The sequence below is a fragment of the Flavobacterium sp. Root935 genome (genome assembly GCF_001429295.1).
Lineage (GTDB): Bacteria > Bacteroidota > Bacteroidia > Flavobacteriales > Flavobacteriaceae > Flavobacterium.
In genome coordinates, this window is record NZ_LMJL01000011.1 from 35,600 (window position 1) to 59,803 (window position 24,204).

General features: G+C 32.3%; 14 protein-coding genes. 5 read left to right on the forward strand and 9 right to left on the reverse strand.

Translation table 11 applies throughout. The features are described from left to right. Window positions 1–9 precede the first annotated feature (9 nt). The 5 genes from ASE40_RS13995 to ASE40_RS14015 all read left to right on the forward strand — a co-directional run bounded on the left by ASE40_RS13995 (window position 10) and on the right by ASE40_RS14015 (window position 7,549). Window positions 10–1,602, forward strand: coding sequence for a RagB/SusD family nutrient uptake outer membrane protein (locus ASE40_RS13995; RefSeq protein ID WP_057117715.1), 1,593 nt, complete (start codon window positions 10–12; stop codon window positions 1,600–1,602). A gap of 156 nt (window positions 1,603–1,758) precedes the next feature. Continuing rightward, window positions 1,759–2,856, forward strand: a complete 1,098-nt coding sequence (locus tag ASE40_RS14000) for an endo-1,4-beta-xylanase (RefSeq protein WP_057117716.1) — start codon at window positions 1,759–1,761, stop codon at window positions 2,854–2,856. Window positions 2,857–3,072: 216 nt separating this feature from the next. Then, window positions 3,073–3,972, forward strand: a complete 900-nt coding sequence (locus ASE40_RS14005) for a PKD domain-containing protein (RefSeq protein WP_057117835.1) — start codon at window positions 3,073–3,075, stop codon at window positions 3,970–3,972. Between the two features lie 165 nt (window positions 3,973–4,137). Further along, on the forward strand, window positions 4,138–5,550 hold the full coding sequence (locus tag ASE40_RS14010) for a hypothetical protein (protein ID WP_057117717.1): 1,413 nt from the start codon (window positions 4,138–4,140) through the stop codon (window positions 5,548–5,550). 196 nt (window positions 5,551–5,746) lie between these two features. Next, window positions 5,747–7,549 carry a glycoside hydrolase family 2 protein gene (locus ASE40_RS14015; RefSeq protein ID WP_082586813.1) on the forward strand — a complete coding sequence of 601 codons (1,803 nt, stop codon included), beginning with the start codon at window positions 5,747–5,749 and terminating at the stop codon, window positions 7,547–7,549. Between the two features lie 469 nt (window positions 7,550–8,018). Here the strand turns inward: ASE40_RS14015 and ASE40_RS14025 are convergent, their stop codons facing one another. The 9 genes from ASE40_RS14025 to ASE40_RS14065 form a co-directional block, all read right to left on the reverse strand. Further along, window positions 8,019–9,230 (reverse strand): McrC family protein, encoded by a 1,212-nt coding sequence (locus ASE40_RS14025; protein WP_057117720.1) that lies wholly within the window; start codon window positions 9,228–9,230, stop codon window positions 8,019–8,021. After that, the gene (locus ASE40_RS14030) at window positions 9,223–11,880 is read right to left on the reverse strand and encodes an McrB family protein (protein ID WP_057117721.1); all 2,658 of its coding nucleotides are present in this window, start codon (window positions 11,878–11,880) and stop codon (window positions 9,223–9,225) included. The genes ASE40_RS14025 and ASE40_RS14030 overlap by 8 nt, the downstream gene beginning before the upstream one ends. Window positions 11,881–11,924: 44 nt before the next feature. Then, window positions 11,925–12,701, reverse strand: coding sequence for a hypothetical protein (locus ASE40_RS14035; RefSeq protein WP_057117722.1), 777 nt, complete (start codon window positions 12,699–12,701; stop codon window positions 11,925–11,927). Continuing rightward, entirely contained in the window at window positions 12,698–14,302 is a 1,605-nt protein-coding gene (locus ASE40_RS14040; RefSeq protein WP_057117723.1) for an AAA family ATPase, read from the reverse strand. Before ASE40_RS14040 ends, ASE40_RS14035 begins: the two co-directional genes overlap by 4 nt. A 7-nt stretch (window positions 14,303–14,309) precedes the next feature. After that, window positions 14,310–15,524, reverse strand: a complete 1,215-nt coding sequence (locus tag ASE40_RS14045; RefSeq protein ID WP_057117724.1) for a restriction endonuclease subunit S — start codon at window positions 15,522–15,524, stop codon at window positions 14,310–14,312. Continuing rightward, window positions 15,524–16,984: an N-6 DNA methylase gene (locus ASE40_RS14050; RefSeq protein WP_057117725.1), complete on the reverse strand. Its 1,461-nt coding sequence runs from the start codon at window positions 16,982–16,984 to the stop codon at window positions 15,524–15,526. The genes ASE40_RS14045 and ASE40_RS14050 overlap by 1 nt, the downstream gene beginning before the upstream one ends. A gap of 80 nt (window positions 16,985–17,064) precedes the next feature. Continuing rightward, window positions 17,065–20,283, reverse strand: a complete 3,219-nt coding sequence (gene hsdR / locus ASE40_RS14055; protein ID WP_057117726.1) for a type I restriction-modification system endonuclease — start codon at window positions 20,281–20,283, stop codon at window positions 17,065–17,067. A 437-nt stretch (window positions 20,284–20,720) separates the two neighbouring features. Further along, window positions 20,721–21,560: a DUF4249 family protein gene (locus ASE40_RS14060; protein WP_057117836.1), complete on the reverse strand. Its 840-nt coding sequence runs from the start codon at window positions 21,558–21,560 to the stop codon at window positions 20,721–20,723. Between the two features lie 4 nt (window positions 21,561–21,564). After that, a complete protein-coding gene (locus tag ASE40_RS14065; RefSeq protein ID WP_057117727.1) occupies window positions 21,565–24,186 on the reverse strand; it encodes a TonB-dependent receptor in 2,622 nt (873 codons plus the stop codon). Window positions 24,187–24,204 lie beyond the last annotated feature (18 nt).

A 24,204-nucleotide genomic window follows, 5' to 3' on the forward strand; every position in this document is an offset into this window, starting at 1 on the left:
AACAAGATCATGAAAAATATAAATTTTCTATTTGTTTTGATATTCGGGCTTTCTTTGGGACTTACTTCGTGCGAAGATTTTCTAGAGGAAACGGTAAAAGATCAAGTTTCTGTAGATTATGTCTACAGTTCTCCAGCAGGATTAGAAGTTGGAGTTAATGCACTATACAACCAGATGCGTTATTACAATCTGCCATCTGGTGACAACAGCGATTTGTGGGCCAATGTATTCTTTATGGTAGCCACAGATTTAGGATTGCACAGAACGTGGAATACACCATACGGGACAGGTCATAATCCGCAGTCGTTCACAGGTTCGAAATGGATTCAGGGCTATAAGATTATCGACAGATGTTCGGCAATTATCACTGCGGCAAGATCAATTCAAATGGATGACGCGGCTAAGAAAAGATTAGTAGCGCAGGCAAGAGTTATTAGAGGTGAATTGTATTTGGATTTAAAACAAATGTATGGCGGTATTTTAATCGATACAATTCCAACAACACCTCAAAATATTAACGATCCAGTAGAGTACAAAGTAGCAAGCGACGCAGATGTGTACAGACTAATCGATGCTGATTTGGATTATGCAATTGCCAATCTTCCTTTTAAAGTAGATCCAGGACGTTACGGGCAGGGTGTTGCCCGACATATTCGTGGTAAAAGTGCTTTATGGCAGCAAGATTGGGCAGGGGCAGCGGCTCAGTTTGATGCTATTATCAATGACGGAACTCACGGTTTAGTTGCACTTGCAGATGTTTGGGGACAAAACGGAAATCATAAAGAATCTCTTTTTACCTATCAAAAAGACTTTTTATTAGGTCCTGATGATAATTTAGCCGGAGGCGGCGGTTCTTGGCTGAGCAGTGTTTTTACACACAGAACTTATGAATTGAATACCAGCGAATTGGTTCAGGATGTGGCATACGGAGGTCAGGCTTTAGGCTGGTTTTACCCAAATAATTATTTGAAATCACTTTACGATCAAGCAAACGATTTGAGATTTAAAACTTATTATTATTCCGATAATTATCAGGATTATAAAATCAATGTTCCAGGAAATCCAAAATTCGGACAGCCAATTACAAATCCCGCAATTGCAGCTCCAAATGGAAATTACAGAGCTTGGCATTGGAGTTTGAAAAAATACCACGATACAGAAAAACTGCCAATGACTTCAAACAGTTACAAAGATTATATGTATTACAGATTGGCAGAAACGTATTTGTTGGCTTCTGAAGCTTATCACAATTTAGGAAACGATACAAAAGCCCTTGCTTACTTAAATAAAGTAAGAAGAAGAGGTTACACCGGAAATCCTGAAAGCACCGTAACCACTTTTGATTTAACAGCTTGGACTTTAAATAATTATTTAGACGAATCGGCTAGAGAATTAGCATTTGAAAACAATAGATGGTTTCTCTTAAAAAGACTTGGACTTTTAGTAGAAAGACAGAATTTATATTTCCGTTCAAGTCCATCTGGAACTATTACTGGAGAAGTGCCCTTAAAAATGACTCCTGCAATGATCAATATGCCAATTCCGCAAAGTCAAATCGATTTGATGGGAAAACCAGAAGGATTTAATGTAGGATACAATTAATATTTAGCACATAAAAACATAGATTGAACGCCTTTTTCAAGTTTGAAAAAACGATGTTTTTATATGTTTTCCAAAGAGTTAAGGTTAAAGTTAGTAATAACCCGATCCGGGAAACAAAGTAAAATTTGATTTCCGGATCAAACTAAAAAAAACACGATGATAAATAAACAATATATTTTAGGTCTATTAACTGTTTTGCTGTTTGCTTCTTGCAGCAACGACGAAAAAGTAGTTTTTATAAATGCAGATGAAGACGGCGGTACAGGCAATCCAAATCCGATTACTCAAACCTTGAAAGAAAAGGCAAAGTTTAAGATTGGTGCAGCAGTTAAAATGAAAGATTTACAAGGAGAAGCCAATTATAAAAATGCAGTTTTAAAACATTACAGCCAGATTACGGCTGAGTTCGAAATGAAAATGGCTAGTATCTGGTCATCTTCAACAACCTATAATTTTACAGCCGCCGATTATTTAGTTGGTTTTGCAAAAGACAATAATATGGAAGTGCACGGACATACTTTAGTCTGGTACGATTCATTTCCAGAATGGTTTAAAAATGCAAAATACGATTCCATTGCATTCGAGTCAAAAGTCAAAATTTACATTACAGATGTTGTCGGTCGTTATAAAGGAAAAGTAAAAAGCTGGGATGTTGTAAATGAAGTTTTTGCCGACGGCGGAGCTTTAAGAAATGAAAACGTAATCAAACCAATTTTTAATGACCCAATAGGTTTTTACGGCAGATGTTTTAAATATGCAAAAGCTGCAGATCCAGAGGCTAAATTATTTTACAACGATTACAGCGTAGTTCTCGATGGTGGAAAAAGAGCTGCCATTAAAAAAATGATAACCAGATTCAAAGCAAACGGAATTCCAATTGATGGTGTAGGAGATCAATTTCACTATTCAACAGATACAAACAGACAAACCATGAAAACTGGGTTTACTGATATGGCTTCCACAGGATTGTTAATTCACATTTCAGAATTAGACATCAAAGTAAACACAGCTAAATCGGATTCGTATGTTTTTACAGATGCCGAAGCACAAAAACAAGCTGAAACTTATAAATACATCACAACGATGTACGAAGAATTGCCTCAAACCCAAAAATTCGCCATCTCAACTTGGGGTGTAACTGACAAATATACTTGGTTAACAGGTTTTTGGCATTCAAAAGAGTACCCGTTACTCCTAGATGCCGACTATAATAAGAAACCAGCTTACCAAGGATTTTTAGATGGATTGAAATAGAGTTTTTAGAGTGTAGATTATAGAATATAGAGAATAGAAAATAGAGGCAAGAAGCAAGATCTGAGATTTAGAAAAATCTTTTCTCTATGTTCTATAATCTATATTCTGAAAAGAAGCAGATTTTGCTGAAAAGTCTTGCTTCTTGTCTCTTGCATCTTGCCTCTACCATCTACCATCTACCATCTCTCAAAAAAATTAACCAAAAAACACAAAACCATGACTATAAAACTAAATCATATCGCTAAACTGAAATATTTCCTTTTAGTACTTTTTGTAAGTTTGTTTTCCTGTGAAGATGATGTACGCGAAGTATATCTTTATAAAAAAGGAGAATTAAAAGCAGAATCCACCAATACCTCTGTTAAAGCAGGAGAAACCATTACGTATACCGATTCGTCGACAAAAGTGCGTGCTGTAAAATGGACTTTTCAAGGCGGCTCTCCAGGTTCTTCTATTGAACCGAACGTTGAGGTAAAATATGCTAAAGGCGGTACTTTTACAACCACTTTAGAAATTACTTTTGTTGACAATACCACTCAAAAGAAAACTTTTACGGTTGAGGTTGAAGCGCCTGCAACTCCGCCAATCGTTATTCCGGCTGATGCCCTTAAGATTTATTCTGAAAATCCTGATTTCACAAAAACAGCGCCTGTCTTAAACTGGGTTTCAAGCAATCAATTTGTAATTAAAGAAGTCGCTGCTGATGGCTATGAAGGAGCTTTTAGAAATTTTTCTCTTCCAGCCGCACCGCCTGCAGCCGAAGCTAAATGGGCAATGGCAATTCTATCGTTTGTAAATTTCACTGATATTTCTTCTTACACGCATATCAATATGGCGGTAAGAACTACCAGCACTGGAAAAATCAGATTTAGAATGAAAGATGCTTCCAACACTGGATATGTAGAATTTGATGCCACAAGTAATTTATACGGATTAAAAAGAGACGGCAGCTGGAACATGGTTAAAATTCCAATTGCTGATTATAAAAAACAAAATCCGTCATTAGACTTGACAAAAATCAAAGATATTTTGGTATTAAGAAGTGTTGATCCAGAAGATGTAAGAGCTTTAAATAACTACACTTTCGATTTCGATCATATCTATTTATCTAAATAAAATTTTTAAACACATAGTGACATAGGTTTTTTAGACTTGAGAGAGTTTAAAAGAAACTAGTTTTCACACATAGAAAATCTATGTGCATGCAGCAGCTGAAACGCCTTTCTCAGCCAAAAGAGAATCTATGTTTCTATGTGTTAAACATATTAAAAAACAAATTTAATGAAGCACTCCATTTATGTATTGTTCTGTTTTATAAGCCTCATTACTGCAAATGCACAGAATAACATTACGTACCAAAAAGTAGAAGCCAGACAAAATGCATTAGATCCAAAATGGGTGGCGTACGATGCCAAAACAATCGATAAACTGCCTGGATTTAAAATTAAAAAACAAGGACCAATTTCGATTTACGGCGGATCGAAAGTCTGGCAGAAAGAAGCAACGGGATTTTTTAGAACAGAAAAAGTAAACAACAGATGGTGGATTATTGATCCAGAAGGTTATCCGTTTATTTACAAAGGTGTTGCAGTTTTTAACGCAGGACGCTCTGTAAATCAGCAGAAAGCATTCGATAAAAAATACGGAAGTCCAGAAAATTGGCTGAAGCAGGAAACAAAATTACTTTGTGACAATGGTTTTAATGGAGTAGGTGCGTGGTCGAATATTGATTTGGTTCGAAAAGCTGAAAATCCATTGGTTTATACCATAATTATTTCGCCAATGGGAATGTATCATTCCGATCATATTAAAAAATACGGCGGAAAATACAAAGAAGCCAGCTGGCAGAATTACCGTTTTGATCTCGTAATGGTTTTCGATAAAGAATTTGATGCCTATGTAGAAAAATCCGTAAAAGACGTTTCTCAATATAAAAATGATAAGTATTTGATGGGTTATTTTACTGATAATGAACTGCCTTGGTATAACGACGCATTAGATAAACATTTAACTTTATTGGCCAAAGATGAACAGGGATATATGGCAGCAAAAGATTGGCTGGACAAAAGAAAAGGTTTTAATGCTTCAATTTCTGATGTAAATCAAGAGGATAGAATGGCATTTACCGCTTTTTATTTTGAAACTTATATGAAGAAGGTCACAGAAGCGCTTCTAAAAGCAGATCCGAACCATCTTTATTTAGGATGCCGTTTCAATCAGGATAAGGAACAGGAATTGACAAATCCGGAGATTTTTAAAGTGGCTGGAAAATACATGGATATCATTTCAATAAATCATTATAGAAAATGGGAGCCAAGTCAGGAATTAATGAACAATTGGGGAGAATGGTCAGGAAAACCTTTTTTAATTACAGAATGGTACACCAAAGGAGAAGATTCTGGACTGCCCAATAATACCGGCGCGGGCTGGCTGGTTCGAACGCAGAAAGAAAGAGGACTTTTCTATCAGAATTTCACTTTGGAATTACTTAAAAATAAAAATTCTGTCGGCTGGCATTGGTTCAAATATATGGATAACGATCCAGAAGATTTAACTACCGATTATTCCAACAGAGATTCGAATAAAGGAATTGTCAACAGCAAATTCGAACCGTATGAGCCTTTGTTAAAAGAAATGAAAGTGATTAATGATAATGCTTTTGAACTGACGCGTTATTTTGATAAAAAGAATTAAAAATTAAAAATTAAAAAATCCGCTTAATCTGCTAGCGAAATTTTTTTCCCGCAGATTTTACAGATTAACAGATAAAAGTGAGAATATAAAACCAGCTATGTTTATTTAGACAAGTGAAACGCCTTTATCCACAAAGCTAATCCTATGATTCTATGTGTTTAAATTAATTAGACCTATATAATTAAAAATAAAAACTATGAAAAAAATTGTAATGCTGTACTGTACTTTTCTGCTGATGGGGAAAGCAATGGCGCAGGAAATTCCGTTAGTTTCCAATATTTCATCGAGGAACAATATTACATTAAACGGAAAATGGAGTTATATCGTAGACCCGCTCGAAAACGGATATTACGATTACCGTTTAATGCCGTTTAAAAACAACGGATTCTTCGAAAATAAGAAATGGAATACCACAGATTTAACCGAATATAATTTTGCGACTTCTGCCACGATGGATATCCCGTCTGACTGGAATAGTAAAGACGAAAGATTGTTTTTTTACGAAGGAACAGTTTGGTTTCAGAAAGACTTCAATTACCAAAAGAATTCTCAAAGCAAAGGTATTCTTCATTTTGGAGCAGTCAATTACGACGCTAAGGTTTATGTAAACGGAAAACTGGCAGGAACTCACGTTGGCGGTTATACACCATTCAATTTTGATGTAACCGATTTATTGGTGGACGGCAATAATTTTGTGGTAGTAAAAGTCGACAACAAACGCCATAAAGATAATGTCCCGACCGTAAATATGGATTGGTGGAATTACGGCGGTATTACAAGAGACGTGACTTTAGCGCAAGTCCCGAATACTTATATAGAAGATTATTTGGTACAATTGGACAAAAAAGAAAAAGGAAAAATTTCCGGCTGGATAAAGTTGAATAGTGAAACAGCGAACCAATCTGTTTCGGTTTCGATTCCTGAATTAAAAATCAAAAAGAACGTTACTACTGATGCCAAAGGAATGGCGTATTTTGAAATTAAAGCCAATCCTATTTTATGGACGCCAGAAAAACCAAAATTATATGAAGTAAAGATTAGCAAAGCCGATGAAAATATCGCAGATCAAATTGGTTTTAGAACTATAGAAACCAAAGGAAAAGAGATTCTGTTAAACGGAAAAAAGGTCTTTTTACGCGGTATTAGTATTCACGAAGAAGCGCCTTTCAGATCTGGAAGAGCTTGGTCAGAAGAAGATGCTGTTACTTTATTGACTTGGGCAAAAGAATTAGGCTGTAACTATGTTCGTCTGGCGCACTATCCGCATAACGAAAAAATGGTAAAAGAGGCTGAAAAAATGGGATTGATGATCTGGTCTGAAGTTCCAGTTTATTGGACCATTTCATGGACGAATCCAGACACTTACGCGAATGCAGAACGTCAATTGCACGATATGATTTACAGAGATAAAAATCGCTGCGGCATTGTAATCTGGTCAATTGCAAATGAAACGCCGCATGGAGATGACAGAGATATTTTCTTAAGTAAGTTGGCCAAATATGCTCGTACACAAGATAATTCTCGTTTAATCAGTATGGCGATGGAAGTAACCAAAAGTCCGAACAATGTTAATACACTTCACGATAATATGAACGAATATGTAGACATTGTGAGTTTCAACCAATATTTAGGCTGGTACAGAGGAACCAACGAATCGTGCAAAGACATGCAATGGGTAATTCCGTATAACAAGCCGGTTATCATCAGCGAATTTGGAGGCGAAGCTTTGCAAGGTCGTCACGGCGATAAAAAGGAACGCTGGAACGAAGAATATCAAGAAGAATTATATATTCAAAACACACAGATGTTCAATCGTATCGAAGGTTTAGCAGGAGTTTCTCCCTGGATTTTAGTCGATTTCAGATCACCAAGAAGACAATTGCCAAACATTCAGGATTTCTTCAACCGTAAAGGTTTAATCTCCGATCAAGGAATTAAAAAGAAAGCTTTTTATGTAATGAAAGATTGGTACACTCAGAAAGAAGCCGAATATAAATAAGAGTTTTAGATAAAGTGAAAAGCCTTCAAAGTCAGTTTTTGATTTTGGAGGTTTTTTGGTTGTTTAATAAATTTTATTTTCACTTTTTTAAGTAGTTATCACGTGTGATAACCTGTATTTCAAAATAATAATTCAATTTTGACTTATCAAAAAACGTCAATTATAATTATGGAAACACAACAAAAAGCCGTAACAGAATTATTAGAAATAATGAATAAAGGAAACTATTTTAATAAACTCAAACCTAACAATGATTCTTTATCCGCAACGCTGAATGTATCTTGTTACAGTGAATTAAATATTATGATTATTGCTTTGTTACTATGCTCCAAAGCGAAAATTCTACCAAGCCTTTCTCTGATGCTATGATTTTGGTTGAAATGGCTTTGCAACTTTTGCCTAATGATGAAATGGAGTTGTTGGATGAGGTGCGTAGGGTTAGTTTAAATTATAAATAAGAAGATTTTCTTTAAGTTTTCTCGATAAACCAATTTATAATATCATCGCCAATTTCATCATTTAAACAGTCCTCATCTTGTTTAAAAATTGAAATTTTTCCCAAACCGCATTGATGTTTGTTATTGTGATAATCTATAAATTTTTCAAAATATGTTTGATTGGAAGGATATAATAACATCGCTTTGGGCGATTTCCAATAATCATTGTAAACATACATTTGTCGTAAATCATTTGTTGAAGGGTTAGTGCAATCGATGTTTTTCCATTTGGTGTCAATGATATAAGTAGCTTCGCTATTTCTCATTACAATATCAGGGCGGATAGAAATTCCGTTCCAAAATGAATTTGATTCTTGTCCTGATATAATAAAACCTTTATCAGATTGTTTGAGTCTTGCTAAAATGTATTCTTCCCATAAAGAATTCATATCAAATAATAGCGCCAGCATATTTTCTGAACCACTTGAGATATTTGGTGCAAAATTGAGAATTATGAATTTCGAAATTGCTAATGGAGTTTCGTATGGTGCAGTTTTTCTATTTTTAGGAACTTTCGAAAAGGTTGCCTCACTGACAGAAATGTTTTTGACTTCAGGAAAATCGAGTTGAACTGTTTTGCATTTGGAATATAAATAATTTCCTTTTGAACATTTTTCTACAATTTCCAAAGCTTTAAAAAGAATTTGGTGAATTAAATGGTCTTTTTCATATACCTGATGTGTAGTGTAAAAACGTTCCTTATGTACTAAGTTTTTGCTAATATGTCCAGCAAATTCGAGCTTACCTTTTAATGCTTTTACATTGTTGGTTTCTTTATAATATTGTTTTATTAAACCTTGATGAATTAAAGTCTGCACTTCATTTAAAAACCATTCAAAATAAAGGTCAAGCAGATGTATTTTTTGTCTGCTTACATTTGCTTCTCCAACTTTTTGAACTTTTAGTTTTTTAGTTATGTGGAGCATTTCAATTAATGCTGTTTGCCATACATTTATGCTTTTCCCATCATTATCAATTTTTGGTAAAATTTCAATTGTTAAACCCGCAACCTGAATTACACCAACATATTGTTTAAACTTGATTCCGTTATGACGCAAATCAAAATATTTATCGTTGTGCAGTTCATTTAGCTTGGATAAAGCTATAAAATGACGCTCCTCAAATTTTCCTTTTATAGGAAGAAAACTATGCTCAAAAACTTGTATGGCTTTATTGTTAATCAAGATTTAATAAACTTTTTAGTGCTGTTGATAAATTAATGTCTTCAATTAATTCAAATTTTTTTTCTACTGCTGGAAAGTCTAACGATTTTGAAAATTTTGCAAAAATCTGATTATCTTGTTTTACTTCTAAGCAAGTAACAAATCCTTCACCTAAAACTAAAGCAATTTTTTGATAATCATTATAGAAATATTCTTGTAAAAGAGGAATTATCTTATTTTTAAAAACATCCAGTAATTGAATTTCTGTTTTTATATTAATAAAATAGGCATGACCAATTAAATGATCTCTATCTAATAAAAGTTCAATCCTATTATTGATAGTTTCTAGTATTGTTTGAAGATTTATTCCCGTATATTTGAAACTATTAAAATAAGAGAAATTAGCGCGATTATTATCCTTTTTCATTGTTTCCCAAATAGATTTCCTATTGGATTTTAATTCATCTGAGACTTGAAGAAAATCAAATATTTTATTTTCTTCAGATACGAATTCAGAATCATTCCAATCTACACCTTGATACTTCCATAAAAGCTGACAATACAATGCGGAAGGTGTTAATAACTTTGATTGAGGAGTCATTTCTGAAAAGTTAAAACGTCTTCTCAAGGCAGTATCTAAAGCTTCAACACTTCTATCAGCTGTGTTCATTGTACCGATAATATATAGATTTGATGGGACACCAAATTTTTTCTTACTGTATGGTAGAGTTACTTCTAATTTTTCATCCCCTCCTAAGCGTTTATCCTCTTCAATTAGAGTAATTAATTCTCCAAATATTTGCGAAACATTGCCACGATTAATTTCATCTATAATTAAAATATGTGGTAATAGACGTGATTCAATATTTTCATTAATATTTTTTGACCTTTGATTTATTTTATTGTTTATATAATTCAATACAGACCAATAAGCAGTAGAGTTTGAACCGCCAATTACAGTTCTAAATTCTTTATCAATATTTTTAACAATAGATAAATCAGGAAATACTTCGTGAAGTTTTTTTGTTCGGTCGTAGGATACAGTATAAACCTTTGATTTTTTTGAATAAATTGGCTTCAATTTTAAATTTCCTTTTTCAGAAACTTCAACAACATCAAGTCCTAAATTTGGCGTTTGAATTTTTAGAGTCAATAATTTCTCATCTTCAAATTTCATTTCAGACTCATTTACCAAATCATTCCAAGCATCATTAAAGTTATATTTTTCAATAACTTCTTTACTGATTGTTCTTTCCTTTTTGGCACTTTCTACAATTTGTTTAAAAATACCATCTTCAACCTCATAAATTACTTGTTTATTCTCTTCTGCATCCTCAATGATTTTCGGTTTTATTCCTTCAATAAAATCTTCATAACTCATGCTTTGGTGAAAGGTTGTAAAAACAATCTGACCATTATTGATATATTCGTCAAATTTATTCTTTAAAACTTCTCTTTTCTCTGAATTAATTTCGTTCTCAGTTTTAGATTCAATAATTGACAATGCTTTATTAATAGTATTGAAAGTTTTTCCTGTTCCAGGAGGACCGTAAAGGATTTGGTTTTTTGGAATATACATATTAGATAAATTATTATTTTTAAAAGAATCATTTTTACTTATTTCACCTTCACTGTTCCATATTACTTGAATTTGATCTTTTTTAGTAACTTCTTTAATCGTCTGCATATATCCTCCAAAATTAACTTCGAAAGGTGTAAAGTCTTCCTCCCATTGAACTTCTAGAGTTTGACCATCGTTTAGATTGCCTATTACAATTCCCCTAGCTTTTATTACCATAACAGCTTTTGTTTTTTCACGAATAAATGCTGATTTAATAGCGATATTACTTCCTACTGGAACACTATTCACTTCTTTAAGGAATTTGTCGGTATAGCCGTTCAACCAAATGCTTTCTTTTAAGAAGCGATCTGTTTGATCTTGCGGATTTTCGGAATCCCAAAATGCTCCAACAAGAAAATACTTTTCGTTGTTTTTATATTCGCAAAAAAAAGTATCATAAAAACGTCTTAATCCAATTTCCTTGTGGGTAACTGTAGAGGGAAGATTATTAGCAGCTTTAAAGAAAAAATCTAAAACTGGATCTTTCATTTTAGCACCATTTCCCCTTTTATCCAGATTATCAACAAATTGTTCTTTAATTGAGCCATCTATGAATTCATTGTCAACTAATTTTAACTCGTTGTTTTCGAATGTTAATTGAATATCTTCGGAGTTTTTAATGACATCTCCACTTTTGACAATCTTAATTGATCTGTATAATTCAGGATTTTCATAAAAATGTGCGCTAGATAAATCGGCTAAAGGAATGTCTTTTAGTAAATCAAGTTTGAAAAACGCTTTGCTTCGGGCAGATCTAGAAGTTAGTACCGCTAGAGATTTAGTTATACGTAAATATTTTAAAGCAATTAATTGTGAAACATTAATTCTTAGATCAGGATTTAATATATCAAACCTTAAAATATCTGAACTATTTTTAGTATCCCATCCTCGTGCTTTCCAAAACTGTATTTTGTCACCACCAATCAAATAAACAAAATCACCTATTTTCAAATCTCCATACCATGATGAACCTTTTGGAGCTATATAATAACCTTCATTTATTTGATTGATATCCACTTTTTGTGAAATCTTACCGAAAAATATATTCATTATTTTAAATATTTTACTAAATTAGTTTCAGAAATAATAATTGCCTAAACTAGTGTGCCGTTTTTTAGATTCTCTAAAATCATTCCTGAAAAAGGTTCTTTTTTCTTAACTTTAATTCTAACACGATCATTTGCTTCATCAATCATTTTTTTTGTTATTGAACCCATAGCATGAGGTAGTTTTGATATTTGAAAAGACAAATCATATATATCAAAAATATCCTTTCGGTTTTGTTTTATATCTGCTCTTGTACCTAATTTAAGAACTTCAATAGTTTCACGTCCTCTTGAATGTAATGATATGGGATCAGATTTATAATAGGAAATAAATGTTGACGGATCTTCTTCGTAAGGGTTAATAAGATTACAGTTTTCAGCATTAATACTACATGTAGGGCTAAAAGCTCTAATACCATTTATTGGAAATAAATTTCCTTTTTGGCCTGATTCATTGCAATCAGTGCATGATAATAATAAATTTCTCCATCGATACGCAAGCCAATAATAACCAGGTCGACTAATTGGATCACCAGGATTTTGCTGCCATCCTTTTTTAGGTCTGAAATGTTCTATGACACCATTTTTAATAGCTTTTTCGCAAAAGCAACACTTTTCTCCCTGATTATTTATTAATTCATTTTTCCATTTAGTATATGATGGATGTGTAGGAAATACATATTCTCCATTATTAAAAATTAAAGGATTACTTTTATATGCTTTAATTACATTGGCTTCAGCTACTCTCCATCGAGAAACCCCTTTATTAATTCCTATTTCGTATATATCAACTGGTGGTAAATTATCTCTATTTATTTTTCTCATTCTTTAGGTATTTTTGAAACCATATCTCTCAATAAACGGATTGTTTTAAAATCATTCAATGTTTCTCCACTTGGCAATAATCCTTCTTCTTTATCAATTTTTTTTAAGTATTCAATATCTTCTTTAGTAACTATTTCTTTTGAAAGGATTTCTTCTCGAATTTTCATGAAACCATCTAAGCTTGTTGGACGGACATTAGATAGTCCAAAATATTCACTCTGTAATACTTGATCAATTCGCCAATTTTTTATTTCATGACTTTCAGTATCAATTACAACTTGATTACCTTCTTTTCGATGAAGAAGAATTTCAGAATCAATTGAACTCTGAACAATCAAAGGGCTGTGTGTTGCTACAAAAATGTGACTTGCATAACCATTTGTATTAAATTTTTTTAAAAGTTCAATATAATCTCTTTGCCAATCAGGATTTAGATGTGTATCTGGTTCGTCAAGAAGAAATAAACATTCATCTGTTCCAGCAACTAATAAAAGCCCCAAAACAGTTAATAATTGTTGTTCTCCCTCACTTAATTGGTCAAATTCGATGAGATCTTCAATATTATTTTTTTTAACCTTAAAAGTTATTGATTTAAGAACATCTATAATAGTTGCTGATTCAAGTGCATCAAAAAAATCAATTGGGTGTTCATAATACTTAACCACTTCTTCTATAAATATGTCAAATTTTATTTTATTAAAGAGCAAAAATTCTTTCACAAATTTTCTATGATCTTCTCCTTCATTATCATAGTAAATTGGTTCTGAGCTATTATCAATCTGATGATTATAGAGACGAGTTAATAATTTATCTATTTTACCTTTAAGATTCCAAAAGGGGTTTTTGATTTCTTCTTTATCTCCAATGTTAGAAATCAAAAAATCCATTCCTTTATCTTTTCCATCTATATTAGAGTAATCCCATGCTGGATTATTGAAAAGAATACTAAAATTTTCAATACTTTCTATATCTAAGTAATTTGTAAATAAATCTTCAATTTTATCTGTGAAGTCAAGATGCTTTCTAAATAAAATAAGAGTTAATAAAAACAATTGACTATGATGGTTTTCTGTAAAAAATATTCTTCTTAATCCAGAATCCGGTTCTTCTTTTTTTATACGATGAAAATTTTTTAAAATATCTTTTTGCTGATGTTCGTGTTCTTTTAATATACTTCCAATTCTTTTATTTTCTCCTGAATAATAACCAATAATATATTTTGGAATATATTTTATTTTTCGATTAGTAATGAATTCTTTAAAAGGAAGTATTTCAAATGGAACTTCTTCTGAAGAACCTACTGGCTTTATTTTTAATATGAAATTAGTTTCATTACATTCAATTAAAATATCATTATCATAGCATTCGTAATTAATAATATATTGAAATCTTTTTCGTTCAGTTCCATATTCCCAATAAACAAATTCTTCTTCTGTGTTTAGTAAATCAAAATTTTTGAATAATAATCCTAAAATTTCTATTAGGTTTGATTTGCCCATGCCATTTTTTCCAACCAAAAGAGTAATAAGATTTGAATTGAATTTCAGATCAATTTTTTTTAAGTTTTTATATTCTGAAACCCACACTGATTTAACTTTCATAACTTTATTATTTCTTATTTTTCTTTATTGACATACCTTTCAAATCTTGTACTGGTGGTGGTAATTTGTTGGTATGACTATCACTATCCAACTGCGATACTAACTCACCTTTAAAAGTTTTAGCCAAAATGGAAGGAGAAAGTTTTTCCAACGAAGTTTCCTTAAGAACACTTAACGAATTCAAAGTAATATTAAAGCCTTTTAGGAAATTTTCTGCGAAATTTTGAATTTTGATTGGGGCAATTGGCATTCTTATTTCTGATAATGCTTTAAAATATAACCGTGCTCTAACACTGCCTTTAGTATTAGCACCAATTTCTAACAATCCTTGCTCTGATTTTAAAAAATTCAACAGCAACCTTGAGGAAAGATGCTTGTTAACTCTAAATACAACATAGTCAGGGCTAGTAAGAGCATTTTCAATTCCATCATATATTGCAATTGATCCTATATTAACTCTCATCGTATTGTATATGAAATCTCCAGGCCTTACAATTTTGTATTTTTCAAAAGATTCTTTTTGTCCAATCCTTAAGTCTGTTATGCCTTCTTTAGCAGAAACACCAATAAGCCTTAGATTTTTCCAATTGGTTCCAATTCTATCAGTTCCCTCTTCTAAATATTTCCCTATTTTTTCTCTGTCATGAAATTTATTGTTCTTTAAATCGGTCAAACAAGAATATGTCAAACTATTTGAAATGTTCTTTAAATTCTCAATTCTTGTTTTTATGCTTTCGTGCTGAGCAAAAAGGGTATCTAACTTATCTGCAATACGATTTTGTTCTTCAAGAGGTGGGATTGGAAAATCTATTTCTTTTAATATTGCAAAATGCCTGCTGTATCCGAGATTAGGAACTTTTAGACTTTTAAAATAATAATAATAAAATTTAGGATTATAAAATGGTTTAGGTTTTAAAACTTTTGTTCCATCTGCACCAGTAGCGAAAGGAAAATCAATATATTTTACATTTCGAGTGTGATCTCCAAAAATAATTACAGGCAATTCACCCTTGTATAGTAAATCTTCATCATTTACAAAACCTGAAATAAATTTATCACCTTGATCAACGACTGGAAATTTACCTTCATCAAAATAATCTTTTGATTTTAATTTTGTAAATGATCCTGCTTTTTCAAGTGTGTCTTCAATTTTAAGTTTTTCCCAACCATCAAATAATTTTGGTTGAACTTCATTTATATTTATATCACCTCTACTTGCCATTACCTTAATTCTTTTATCATGGCATTTAATTGCTCAGTAATACTTTGCAATTCTAAAAGTGCATATTTGGCAATATCAATCGGCTCATCTAAATCTTCAGCGCTAGTTAAAGAGCTATCTGCAATTAAACCAAGATCTAAATTGTAATTCTTTTTCTCAATTTCGGCACGAGATACACACTGCCATCTTTCGTCCTTAATAATTTTTCTTTTTTCATCAGAAACCAAGCCATCATACTCTTTCTCCACTTTATCCAAAGGTATTCCACCAGTATATGCTAAAACAAAATCTTCAAAAGCTTTTTCTGTAAATGGTGTACGTTTACCGTAATTTGGTGCATTTGTACGCATATCATAAAACCAAACATTTTTAGTGTTATTGGTTTCAGTTTTTTCTCTGGTAAAAAATAGCACGTTTGTTTTTACACCTGCAGCATAAAAAATACCAGTTGGTAAACGTAAAATAGTATGTAATTTACATTTATCCATTAAGTCATGACGTATTTTTTGCCCATCACCGTCTTCAAACAAGACGTTGTCAGGTAGAACTACTGCAGCTCTTGCCTTTCCATCTTTTTTTAAGCTACGATAAATATGTTGCAAAAAGTTCAACTGTTTGTTACTCGTCGGAAATGTAAAATCATCACGCGTTGGACGTTCACCACCTTGCTTAGTTCCAAATGGAGGATTTGCTAGCACACCATCAAAATCTTTCAAGCTTTTACCAAATTCTGTCAAAGTATCATTTAGATAAATAGTACTTTCCATTCCATGTAAACGTGCGTTCATCAATGCTAATCTATGCGCATCTGGAACTAATTCTACACCCGAAAAAGCTTGTGTTATTTGAAATTCTCGATCTTTTTCAGATAGATGATAGTAATTATCGTATTTACTTCTTAGATAATGATCTGCGGAAATCATAAAACCAAAAGTTCCTGCAGCAGGATCTGTCCAACGCTCTTTTAATTTCGGTACCATCAAATCAACCATTATGTTAATCAAAGGGCGAGGAGTAAAGTATTGTCCAGCACCACTTTTCTTCTCGCCTGCATTTTTCTCTAACAAGCTCTCGTATATGTCTCCCATCACGTCACGATCGTCTTCTTCGTACCAATCCAGTTTATCGATTGCTGTGATAAGAGAACGGAAATTTACTGGTTTACGTAAACTTGTAGAGGCGTTGCTGTATATTTCTTTGATACTATTACTTTTAGTTTTGTCGCTAACAGTTGCTAAGAATTGACGATAACGAGCGAAAGCTTCATTATTGTCGTGTTCGTTTACAAAATATTGCCATTGAAATTCTAGTGGAATTTGATCATCAAAACCTTTTACTTCACTTAGTTTTAAAAAAAGAATATAGGTCAATTCATTTAAGTATTCGTGATAGGTAACACCATCATCACGTAATACATTACAAAGATTCCAGAGTTTATTAGCTATTTCTTGTGCACTCATTGCTTATTAATTGCGAGGAAATTCCTCAAATTATTTGTTAGGGGTATTATATTTTCTGCAAAGAAGGGAAAAAATTTTGTTTATGCAGTATATAAATTTTCATTTAATGTCGATAAAATTTTATCTAAATCATTTTCGAATATTTTATTCAATCTTGTGAATCCTCCTTCATCACTAAATGGTTTTGAATCTAAATCAGCCTTTGTTAGTACAGTTTCTACTAATAACTGTTTTTCAAAACGATCTAACCATTTTAATTGGGTAGCATTCCATTTACGACTATTTTTTATTTTATTAATAGCATTTTTAATTCGATCTTCATGACTTACTAAATCAGTATCTAAAGCCAATGTTCTAATAAAGGATATAATATCAGCAGCTAAATCTTGATTTTTTACTGTTTTCCATGCTGTCGAAAGTGTAATTTCATTATAGCCTTTTTGATCCAGTAAAAGCTTTAATTCTTTAAGTGATTTACGGTCAAGGTCAGCTGGTTTAGTGCAGATCGTTTTTAATGCCAAAATTTGGTTGCGGTTTTCTTCAATAAATTTTTTGAAACCTTGAATATAATCTTCTGGTTTTTCAGCCTTTCCATAACCACGTTCGATCCCAGTTACTTCATCAAAATGCTCAGAAACTAATTGCATTTTTGGTTGATATATCTTTTTATCTAGAAAATCCCATAAGCTAGTATAAGTTACAAGTACCTTTTTTATGTTTTCGTTTTCTATTTGTAATAAATTTTCAATAAATTCTTCGGGTGTTTCTCCTTTAGCCAAATACATAAATTGTTCAATTTGACCATCGTTAATTTGTTTCTTTTTACGTTGTAATTTGGCTACAATCTGTTCAATTTGCTTTCTAGCACGTTCAGGAGTTTCGATAAATTCTAATTCTTCAATAAGTTGCTGAAAAGAAATTGAGGGATTTGAAACTGTTTTCATTTGTGTATAATCCTGCAAAGCTTCATAAACACGGACAGCATCATAAATTCTGAAAAACTGTTTTCCAATTTTTGTACATAATCTCGTAGCTCTTCCCAACATTTGTTCAAAAAGTATCCGTGAACGTACTCTACGAAGAAAAACTAAATTTACTATTTCAGGCACATCAATACCAGTCGTTAGTAAATCGACTGTAACTACTATATTTGGAAACTTTTCGTTTTTAAAACGTTTAGTTAAATTTTCTACATCGTAAACATTGCCAGTAAGTTTTTGTATAGAATCTTGTGGAACTTCAACGCCAATTGCTTCAAATTCTTCAAACAATAATTGAACAATTAAATCTGCGTGACTATCACGAACAGCAAAAATTAATGTTTTTTCATCACCTTCTGGATCCAGTTTTTGAACTAATTCCTTAATAACTGCTCTATTGAAAGATTCTGTAATTACTAATTTATTGAATTGTTCAATTTCAATATGTAGTTCATCTTCTAATTCGGCTAGTTCTTCAATTTCATTAGTTTCAGAATTTAATATTTTTGGTTTTTCACCCTTCTCCCATAAAATTCCTTCTTCACTTAATCTAGTTTTTATGATGTATGGAGGTTCATGATCATTTAAAAAGCCATCGATAACTGCTTCACGATAGGAATAATTGTGCACTGGTTTACCAAAAATTTCAGTTGTATGAAGGGCAGGTGTTGCAGTTAATCCAACAATGTATGAATTAAAATATTCAATAACTTTTTTGTATTGTCCCACATAGTCATTCTCGTCTTTAAAAGTTAAATCTTCTTCATTGATTTCTTTATCTAAGTTATAACCTCTGTGAGCTTCATCAATAATAATACAGTCGTAAGTATCAATTGGTAAAACATTATTTTCTGAATAGAATAATCTTTTTACCATACTTTGTACAGTTGCAAAATGAAGTCGCGTGTCCGATTCGGGAATGACATTTTTCATTTCCTCCATTTTATAAATGTTAGCAAATGTATTAATGTCTTCTACTTTATTATCTTTAAAACTTCCTAAAGCTTGGCTTGCTAATAATCTTCGATCTGTTAAGAATAAAATACGTTTAAAACGATCCGATTTAATCATTCTGTAAACAAAACCAATAGTTGTTCTTGTTTTACCAGTTCCTGTTGCCATAACTAATAGAGAACGCTTGTCGTCTGGATTATTGATGATTTTATCTTCAACAGCTTTTATTGCATCAATTTGATAATAGCGTAATGCCAAACCGTTAGGATCTTGTAAATAATCATAATCGCTTTGCTCTAATCTTATATTTGCTTTATCAATATCTCTGTTAAATAATTCTACTATTCCTTCAGGAGATATCCAGCCTCGTAATGCATGTGCTCTATTACGATCTTTTCGAACATCTAAAAACCAAATACCACTTCTTGTTTTTATCTGCTCCAAATAAGTTCTTCCATTTGTCGAAAATAGAAATGGAACTTTATAAGAATTCCATTGCCCTAATGTTTTGAAATTTGATGTAACTTCTAAACATTCAGCATAAATTTTAGATTGATGCAAATCGGTTGAAATATCTGTAGCGTATTTTTTTGCTTCTACAATTCCATATAATTCTGTTCCAACGAAGAGAGCATAATCTGCCCATTTACCATTGCAAGGCCATTCTGCAATAGCTTTATTTTTACCTTTTTCAGGAAGTGTTTTGTTGTTTTTATAGTTAATAGAAATTGAATCACATTCCCAACCTGCAATAGATAATTGATGATCAATTAATAGTAACCGAGTGTCGGCTTCATTTAAGCTTATTTTGCTCGCATTTTGATTAGATTTTACTTTACGAGTTGATATAACAGCTGATGAATCATTTAAAGAAGCAATTTTGGTTTTGTAATCTGTTACTTCCTTTGAAAGTTTATTTAATTCATTATTTAATGTTTCAACAGTTTTGGCATGATCATTTTCAGGAAGGATATAATCTTCTCTTTCTAAAAAATTATTTTCATAAGTTTCATAGAACCATCGGGCTAATTGATAGCATTTTTTTAGAACAAATAAAGCTTCTCTATCAGAACTATTTCCATCATGAGTTGCTCTATTTCCTGATTTTCTAACGGAATGAAGTAAATCTTTTACAACTTCAGGTATATTGTTATTATAGTATAATTGATTAATACGTTCAACTTGGTTTCCTTCAAATGAGCCTAAATCTTCAAATTGCCATACTAGGATAGACATTTTTTCAGAAAATAAACGTGATTTTGCTAAAGAAGAACTTGGGTCAAAATGGTATAACTTTTCAGAAAGTTCACTTATAGCAAAAAGTTCAGGATAATTTTGTTCTAAAAAAGAAAATTGGGATACCATTCTTGTACTTAAAGTTTTTCGTTAATTAAATCTTTCTTTAGAAAAATACTTACATACAAACATACATAAAAAGCTTTTAATTTGAATTGTGGAAAACCGTAATCTAATATAAATTCTATCAGTCTTTTGAGAAGATATTATAAAAACAAAAAACCTTCAACAAAAGTTGAAAGTTCAAAATTCATCTTGAAAAAAACAACGCTGGATTATCTTTCTCAATATGTTTCAAAAGTGAAATTTCATATTGGTTCAGAAAATATTAGATTCAAATAGCAATCTCTAGAATAGGAGCCAGAAAAGCTGCGGAAGAAGAAGTCGCTTATTTTGGCGAAAAACCAAAATTGAACTTTGTGTATCAGATTGATAAAAAAGATTGGAAAACACAAAAGCCCTAAACATTCTCGTTTAAGGCTTTTGTATTTTTATGGATAACCATTTTACTTCACCAAATAATCAACCTGATCAGCTTCGCAAAGTCTAAAATAACCCATTGCATAATTATTGGCATTGTTGGTATTGATTATATTCCCGCGAATGTTTCCAGGAGGAACAGAAAACGGATTTGAATTTGAAGCTTCTAAAATTAATTTCATGTAATTGAAAAAGTTTTTAGAAACACCTCTATGTGTAATTTTTACCGTATTTCCTGACTTCATATCTTCATCGGAAAACCTTGTACTGATTTCATTTCCATTATAAAATTCATCGTTTGTGATTTCATATTCTGGAAAAATTAAAAACTCACTTTGATAATCGGTTAAATAAAAATTCACTTGATCTGCGGGATCAGTATAGTAAAAAGTCAGTTCAATTACATCTTCTCCTCCAAAATCTGGAACAATGGCTTGGTCCACTTTCGTAATTGGCGTTACAGAAGTTAGTTTTTCAGTTGCTGTAAAACTTTGTCCTTCGGCTTCAACAAATAATTTATAATCCATATCGATTACAGGAACAAAATTATTGCATTTGTAAACCCCTGCTTCAGATTCAGTAAAAGTAAAAACGTCGCCATTACTATTTTCAACACGCACTTGAGCTCCCGAAACTTTTGGTGTTGTATCGTTGTAATAAGGAGCCGTTTTACTGATTTTTATAGTTTGTTCATTTCCTGCAGTTCCTTTTTTCCAGATAATTTCAGCATCAATTACCAATCTTGTTTCGCCAGTTTCCAAATCAAGGTTTACAACATCTTCACAAGAAGTAAAAGACAAAGCCAGGAAAAGTGTTAGTAATGCCAGCGCTTTGTTTATTGTACTATATTTTTTTAATCTGTTCATCGCATTAAAATTTAAAATTATAAGAAATTCCGGGTACAATTCCGAAGATCGAAAGTCTTCTGGTTTCATTTGCTCCTGTATCGTCATTAGTTGTAAAACTCATAGAAGCAGCATTTTTTCTGTTGTAAATATTATAAAGGCTGAATACCCAATAGCTTTGCCATCCTTTCTTTTTGTCTGGTTTTGGAGTGTAAGTTGCAGCAACATCCAAGTGGTGGAAAAGAGGTAATCTGTTTTCGTTTCTTAAAGAATAATTAGGAACATTGATGCCTCCAAATTCATAATATCCATTTGCATAAGTAACCGGCTGACCCGACTGTAAAGTGAAATTACCATTAAAAGACCATTTCGGATTCAGTTCGTAACTTCCAACAACGCTTAAATTATGAAGTTTGTCATATCCAGATAAATACCAATCTCCATTTGCAATTCCTGGTTCTTCAGGCGTTCTTCCAACGGTTTTTTGTTCTGCTCTAGATAAAGTATAAGAAACCCATCCGGTGAAATTACCAGCGTTTTTTCTAAATAATAATTCCAGTCCGTAAGATCTGGCTTTACCATTCAGGATTACTTGTTCGATATTATTGTTGGCCAAAACATCGGCTCCGTCTATATAATCGATACGGTTTTGAACTTTTTTATAGAATAATTCTCCTTCGAAAGAATAATCACCGTCTTTAAAATTTTGGAAATAACCCATTGCGTACTGGTCCAAAAGCTGAGGTTTGGTAAAAGGGCCGCTTGGAGTCCAGATGCTCATAGGCAGGGGAGATTGTGTATTTGATAAAATATGAATGTACTGCGCCATTCTATTATAACTTGCTTTTACAGAAGTTTCATCATTAAAAGCATAGGACAAGGCAGCTCTTGGTTCAAAATTATTGAAAGTGCTTATCGCTTGTCCTTTTTTATAACTTATTGTTCCCGTTGGAGTACCTTCCTCATAAATTTTATAAAGCGGATTAAATACTACAGCCTGACCATTTTCATAAGTACTGATTTCTTCGCCGCCTAAACGATAAAATGAGCTGTAACGAAGTCCGTAACGGAAATTCAGCTTTTCGGTAATTTGATTTTCAAAATCGATATAAGCAGAAGTTTCTAATGCATATTTTTTATCCAGCTGTTTGTAATTGAACTGAGAATCTGAACTTGTTGGCTGAACAACTCCTGGATTGAAGTTATAATACAAACCATCAATTCCGTAATTAATTTTGAATTTTTCTGATGTTTGGTAATTCCAAGCATATTTTAGTCCGTAACTGCTGATGCTGCTGTCCCATTCGAAATTCTCTGTAGAAAGTCCCAAATTGAATTTGTAATCGCTGTAAAAAGCAGATAAATTAGAATTTAAGTTATCTGAAAATTTATGTTTCCAGCTTAAAATGCCCATTGTACTTCCGTAAGTACTAGAAAAACGTTCATTGATATCGAATAAATCATTTCCTAAATAACCAGAAAAAGAAAGCGTATTATTTGGGTTAAAACGGTAATTGAATTTAGCATTCAAATCATAAAACATGGCAGAGTTTTTATTATCTGCCAGTTTCATGAACAAATGCGCATACGAAGCACGTCCGGAAAGGATGAACGAACTTTTCTCTTTTTGTATTGGTCCTTGAACCAAAAGGCGGCTGGAAATAATTCCGATTCCTCCGTTAACTTTATAATTTTCAAAATCGCCGGTTTGCTGTGTAACGTCTAAAACAGAAGAAACACGACCTCCAAATTTCGATGGAATTCCGCCTTTATATAAATCTAAGCCATTAACAATGTCAGCATTAAAAATCGAGAAGAATCCAAACATATGCGAATCAGCATAAACAGGAGCGCCATCTAAAAGAATCAAATTCTGATCGGCTGCACCACCGCGGACATTAAAACCCGAAGAAGCTTCTCCGGCATTCGTTACTCCAGGCAAAGTTAAGATTGACTTTAAAGGATCTGGTTCGCCCATTGCCACAGGAATCTTTTTAATTTCCTGCATCGAAAGTCTGTTCACACTCATTTGAGTGGTTTTAACGTCAACAGCTTTATTATTCATTACAATCACTTCACCTAATTGCTGGCTGTCTGATTCTATATTGAAATTTAGCGTAGTATCATCATTAATATTTATCTGTCTTTCCTTATTCTGAAAACCAACATAACTAATCGAAACGGTGTAAGTTCCATTCGGAACTTCGATGCTGTATTTTCCATTGATATCTGTTACAGTGCCGGTCTGTAATTCTGTGATATAAACGTTGGCGCCAATAACAGGTTGTTTTTCATCATCAAGAATCTGACCTTTTAGCCTGCTTTTTTTTTTGGTCGTCGCTTTAGGAGTTTGGTTTCTCTGCTTCACAAAAATATTATTGCCTGCTATAGAAAATTGTAAAGTGGCAGTTTTATTTAATTCTGCAATAAGTTTTTCGATAGTAGTCTGCTTAAAAGTATTTTTTTGAGTAAAATATTTTTTACCAGTATCGATTTGATCTGTAAAAGCAAATTTATAATCTGTTTGATTTTCAATTTGCTTGAAGAATTCTTTTAAAGTGACATTTTGATCTACAGTTATCGTAACGCTTTGAGCGAACATACATAAGCTGAATAAAAAAAAGCATGCTGAAATTATATGCTTCATGAAATTTTGTATTTTTGA

What these genes read in the sequence shown, in the direction of transcription:
- ASE40_RS13995 (WP_057117715.1), top strand. Translation starts at nt 10, where the DNA reads ATGAAAAATATAAATTTTCTATTTGTTTTGATATTCGGGCTTTCTTTG.
- ASE40_RS14040 (WP_057117723.1), bottom strand. Translation starts at nt 14,302, where the DNA reads ATGAAAGTTAAATCAGTGTGGGTTTCAGAATATAAAAACTTAAAAAAA.
- ASE40_RS14065 (WP_057117727.1), bottom strand. Translation starts at nt 24,186, where the DNA reads ATGAAGCATATAATTTCAGCATGCTTTTTTTTATTCAGCTTATGTATG.
- ASE40_RS14000 (WP_057117716.1), top strand. Translation starts at nt 1,759, where the DNA reads ATGATAAATAAACAATATATTTTAGGTCTATTAACTGTTTTGCTGTTT.
- ASE40_RS14015 (WP_082586813.1), top strand. Translation starts at nt 5,747, where the DNA reads ATGAAAAAAATTGTAATGCTGTACTGTACTTTTCTGCTGATGGGGAAA.
- ASE40_RS14050 (WP_057117725.1), bottom strand. Translation starts at nt 16,984, where the DNA reads ATGAGTGCACAAGAAATAGCTAATAAACTCTGGAATCTTTGTAATGTA.
- ASE40_RS14045 (WP_057117724.1), bottom strand. Translation starts at nt 15,524, where the DNA reads ATGGCAAGTAGAGGTGATATAAATATAAATGAAGTTCAACCAAAATTA.
- ASE40_RS14035 (WP_057117722.1), bottom strand. Translation starts at nt 12,701, where the DNA reads ATGAGAAAAATAAATAGAGATAATTTACCACCAGTTGATATATACGAA.
- hsdR (WP_057117726.1), bottom strand. Translation starts at nt 20,283, where the DNA reads ATGGTATCCCAATTTTCTTTTTTAGAACAAAATTATCCTGAACTTTTT.
- ASE40_RS14005 (WP_057117835.1), top strand. Translation starts at nt 3,073, where the DNA reads ATGACTATAAAACTAAATCATATCGCTAAACTGAAATATTTCCTTTTA.
- ASE40_RS14010 (WP_057117717.1), top strand. Translation starts at nt 4,138, where the DNA reads ATGAAGCACTCCATTTATGTATTGTTCTGTTTTATAAGCCTCATTACT.
- ASE40_RS14030 (WP_057117721.1), bottom strand. Translation starts at nt 11,880, where the DNA reads ATGAATATATTTTTCGGTAAGATTTCACAAAAAGTGGATATCAATCAA.
- ASE40_RS14060 (WP_057117836.1), bottom strand. Translation starts at nt 21,560, where the DNA reads ATGAACAGATTAAAAAAATATAGTACAATAAACAAAGCGCTGGCATTA.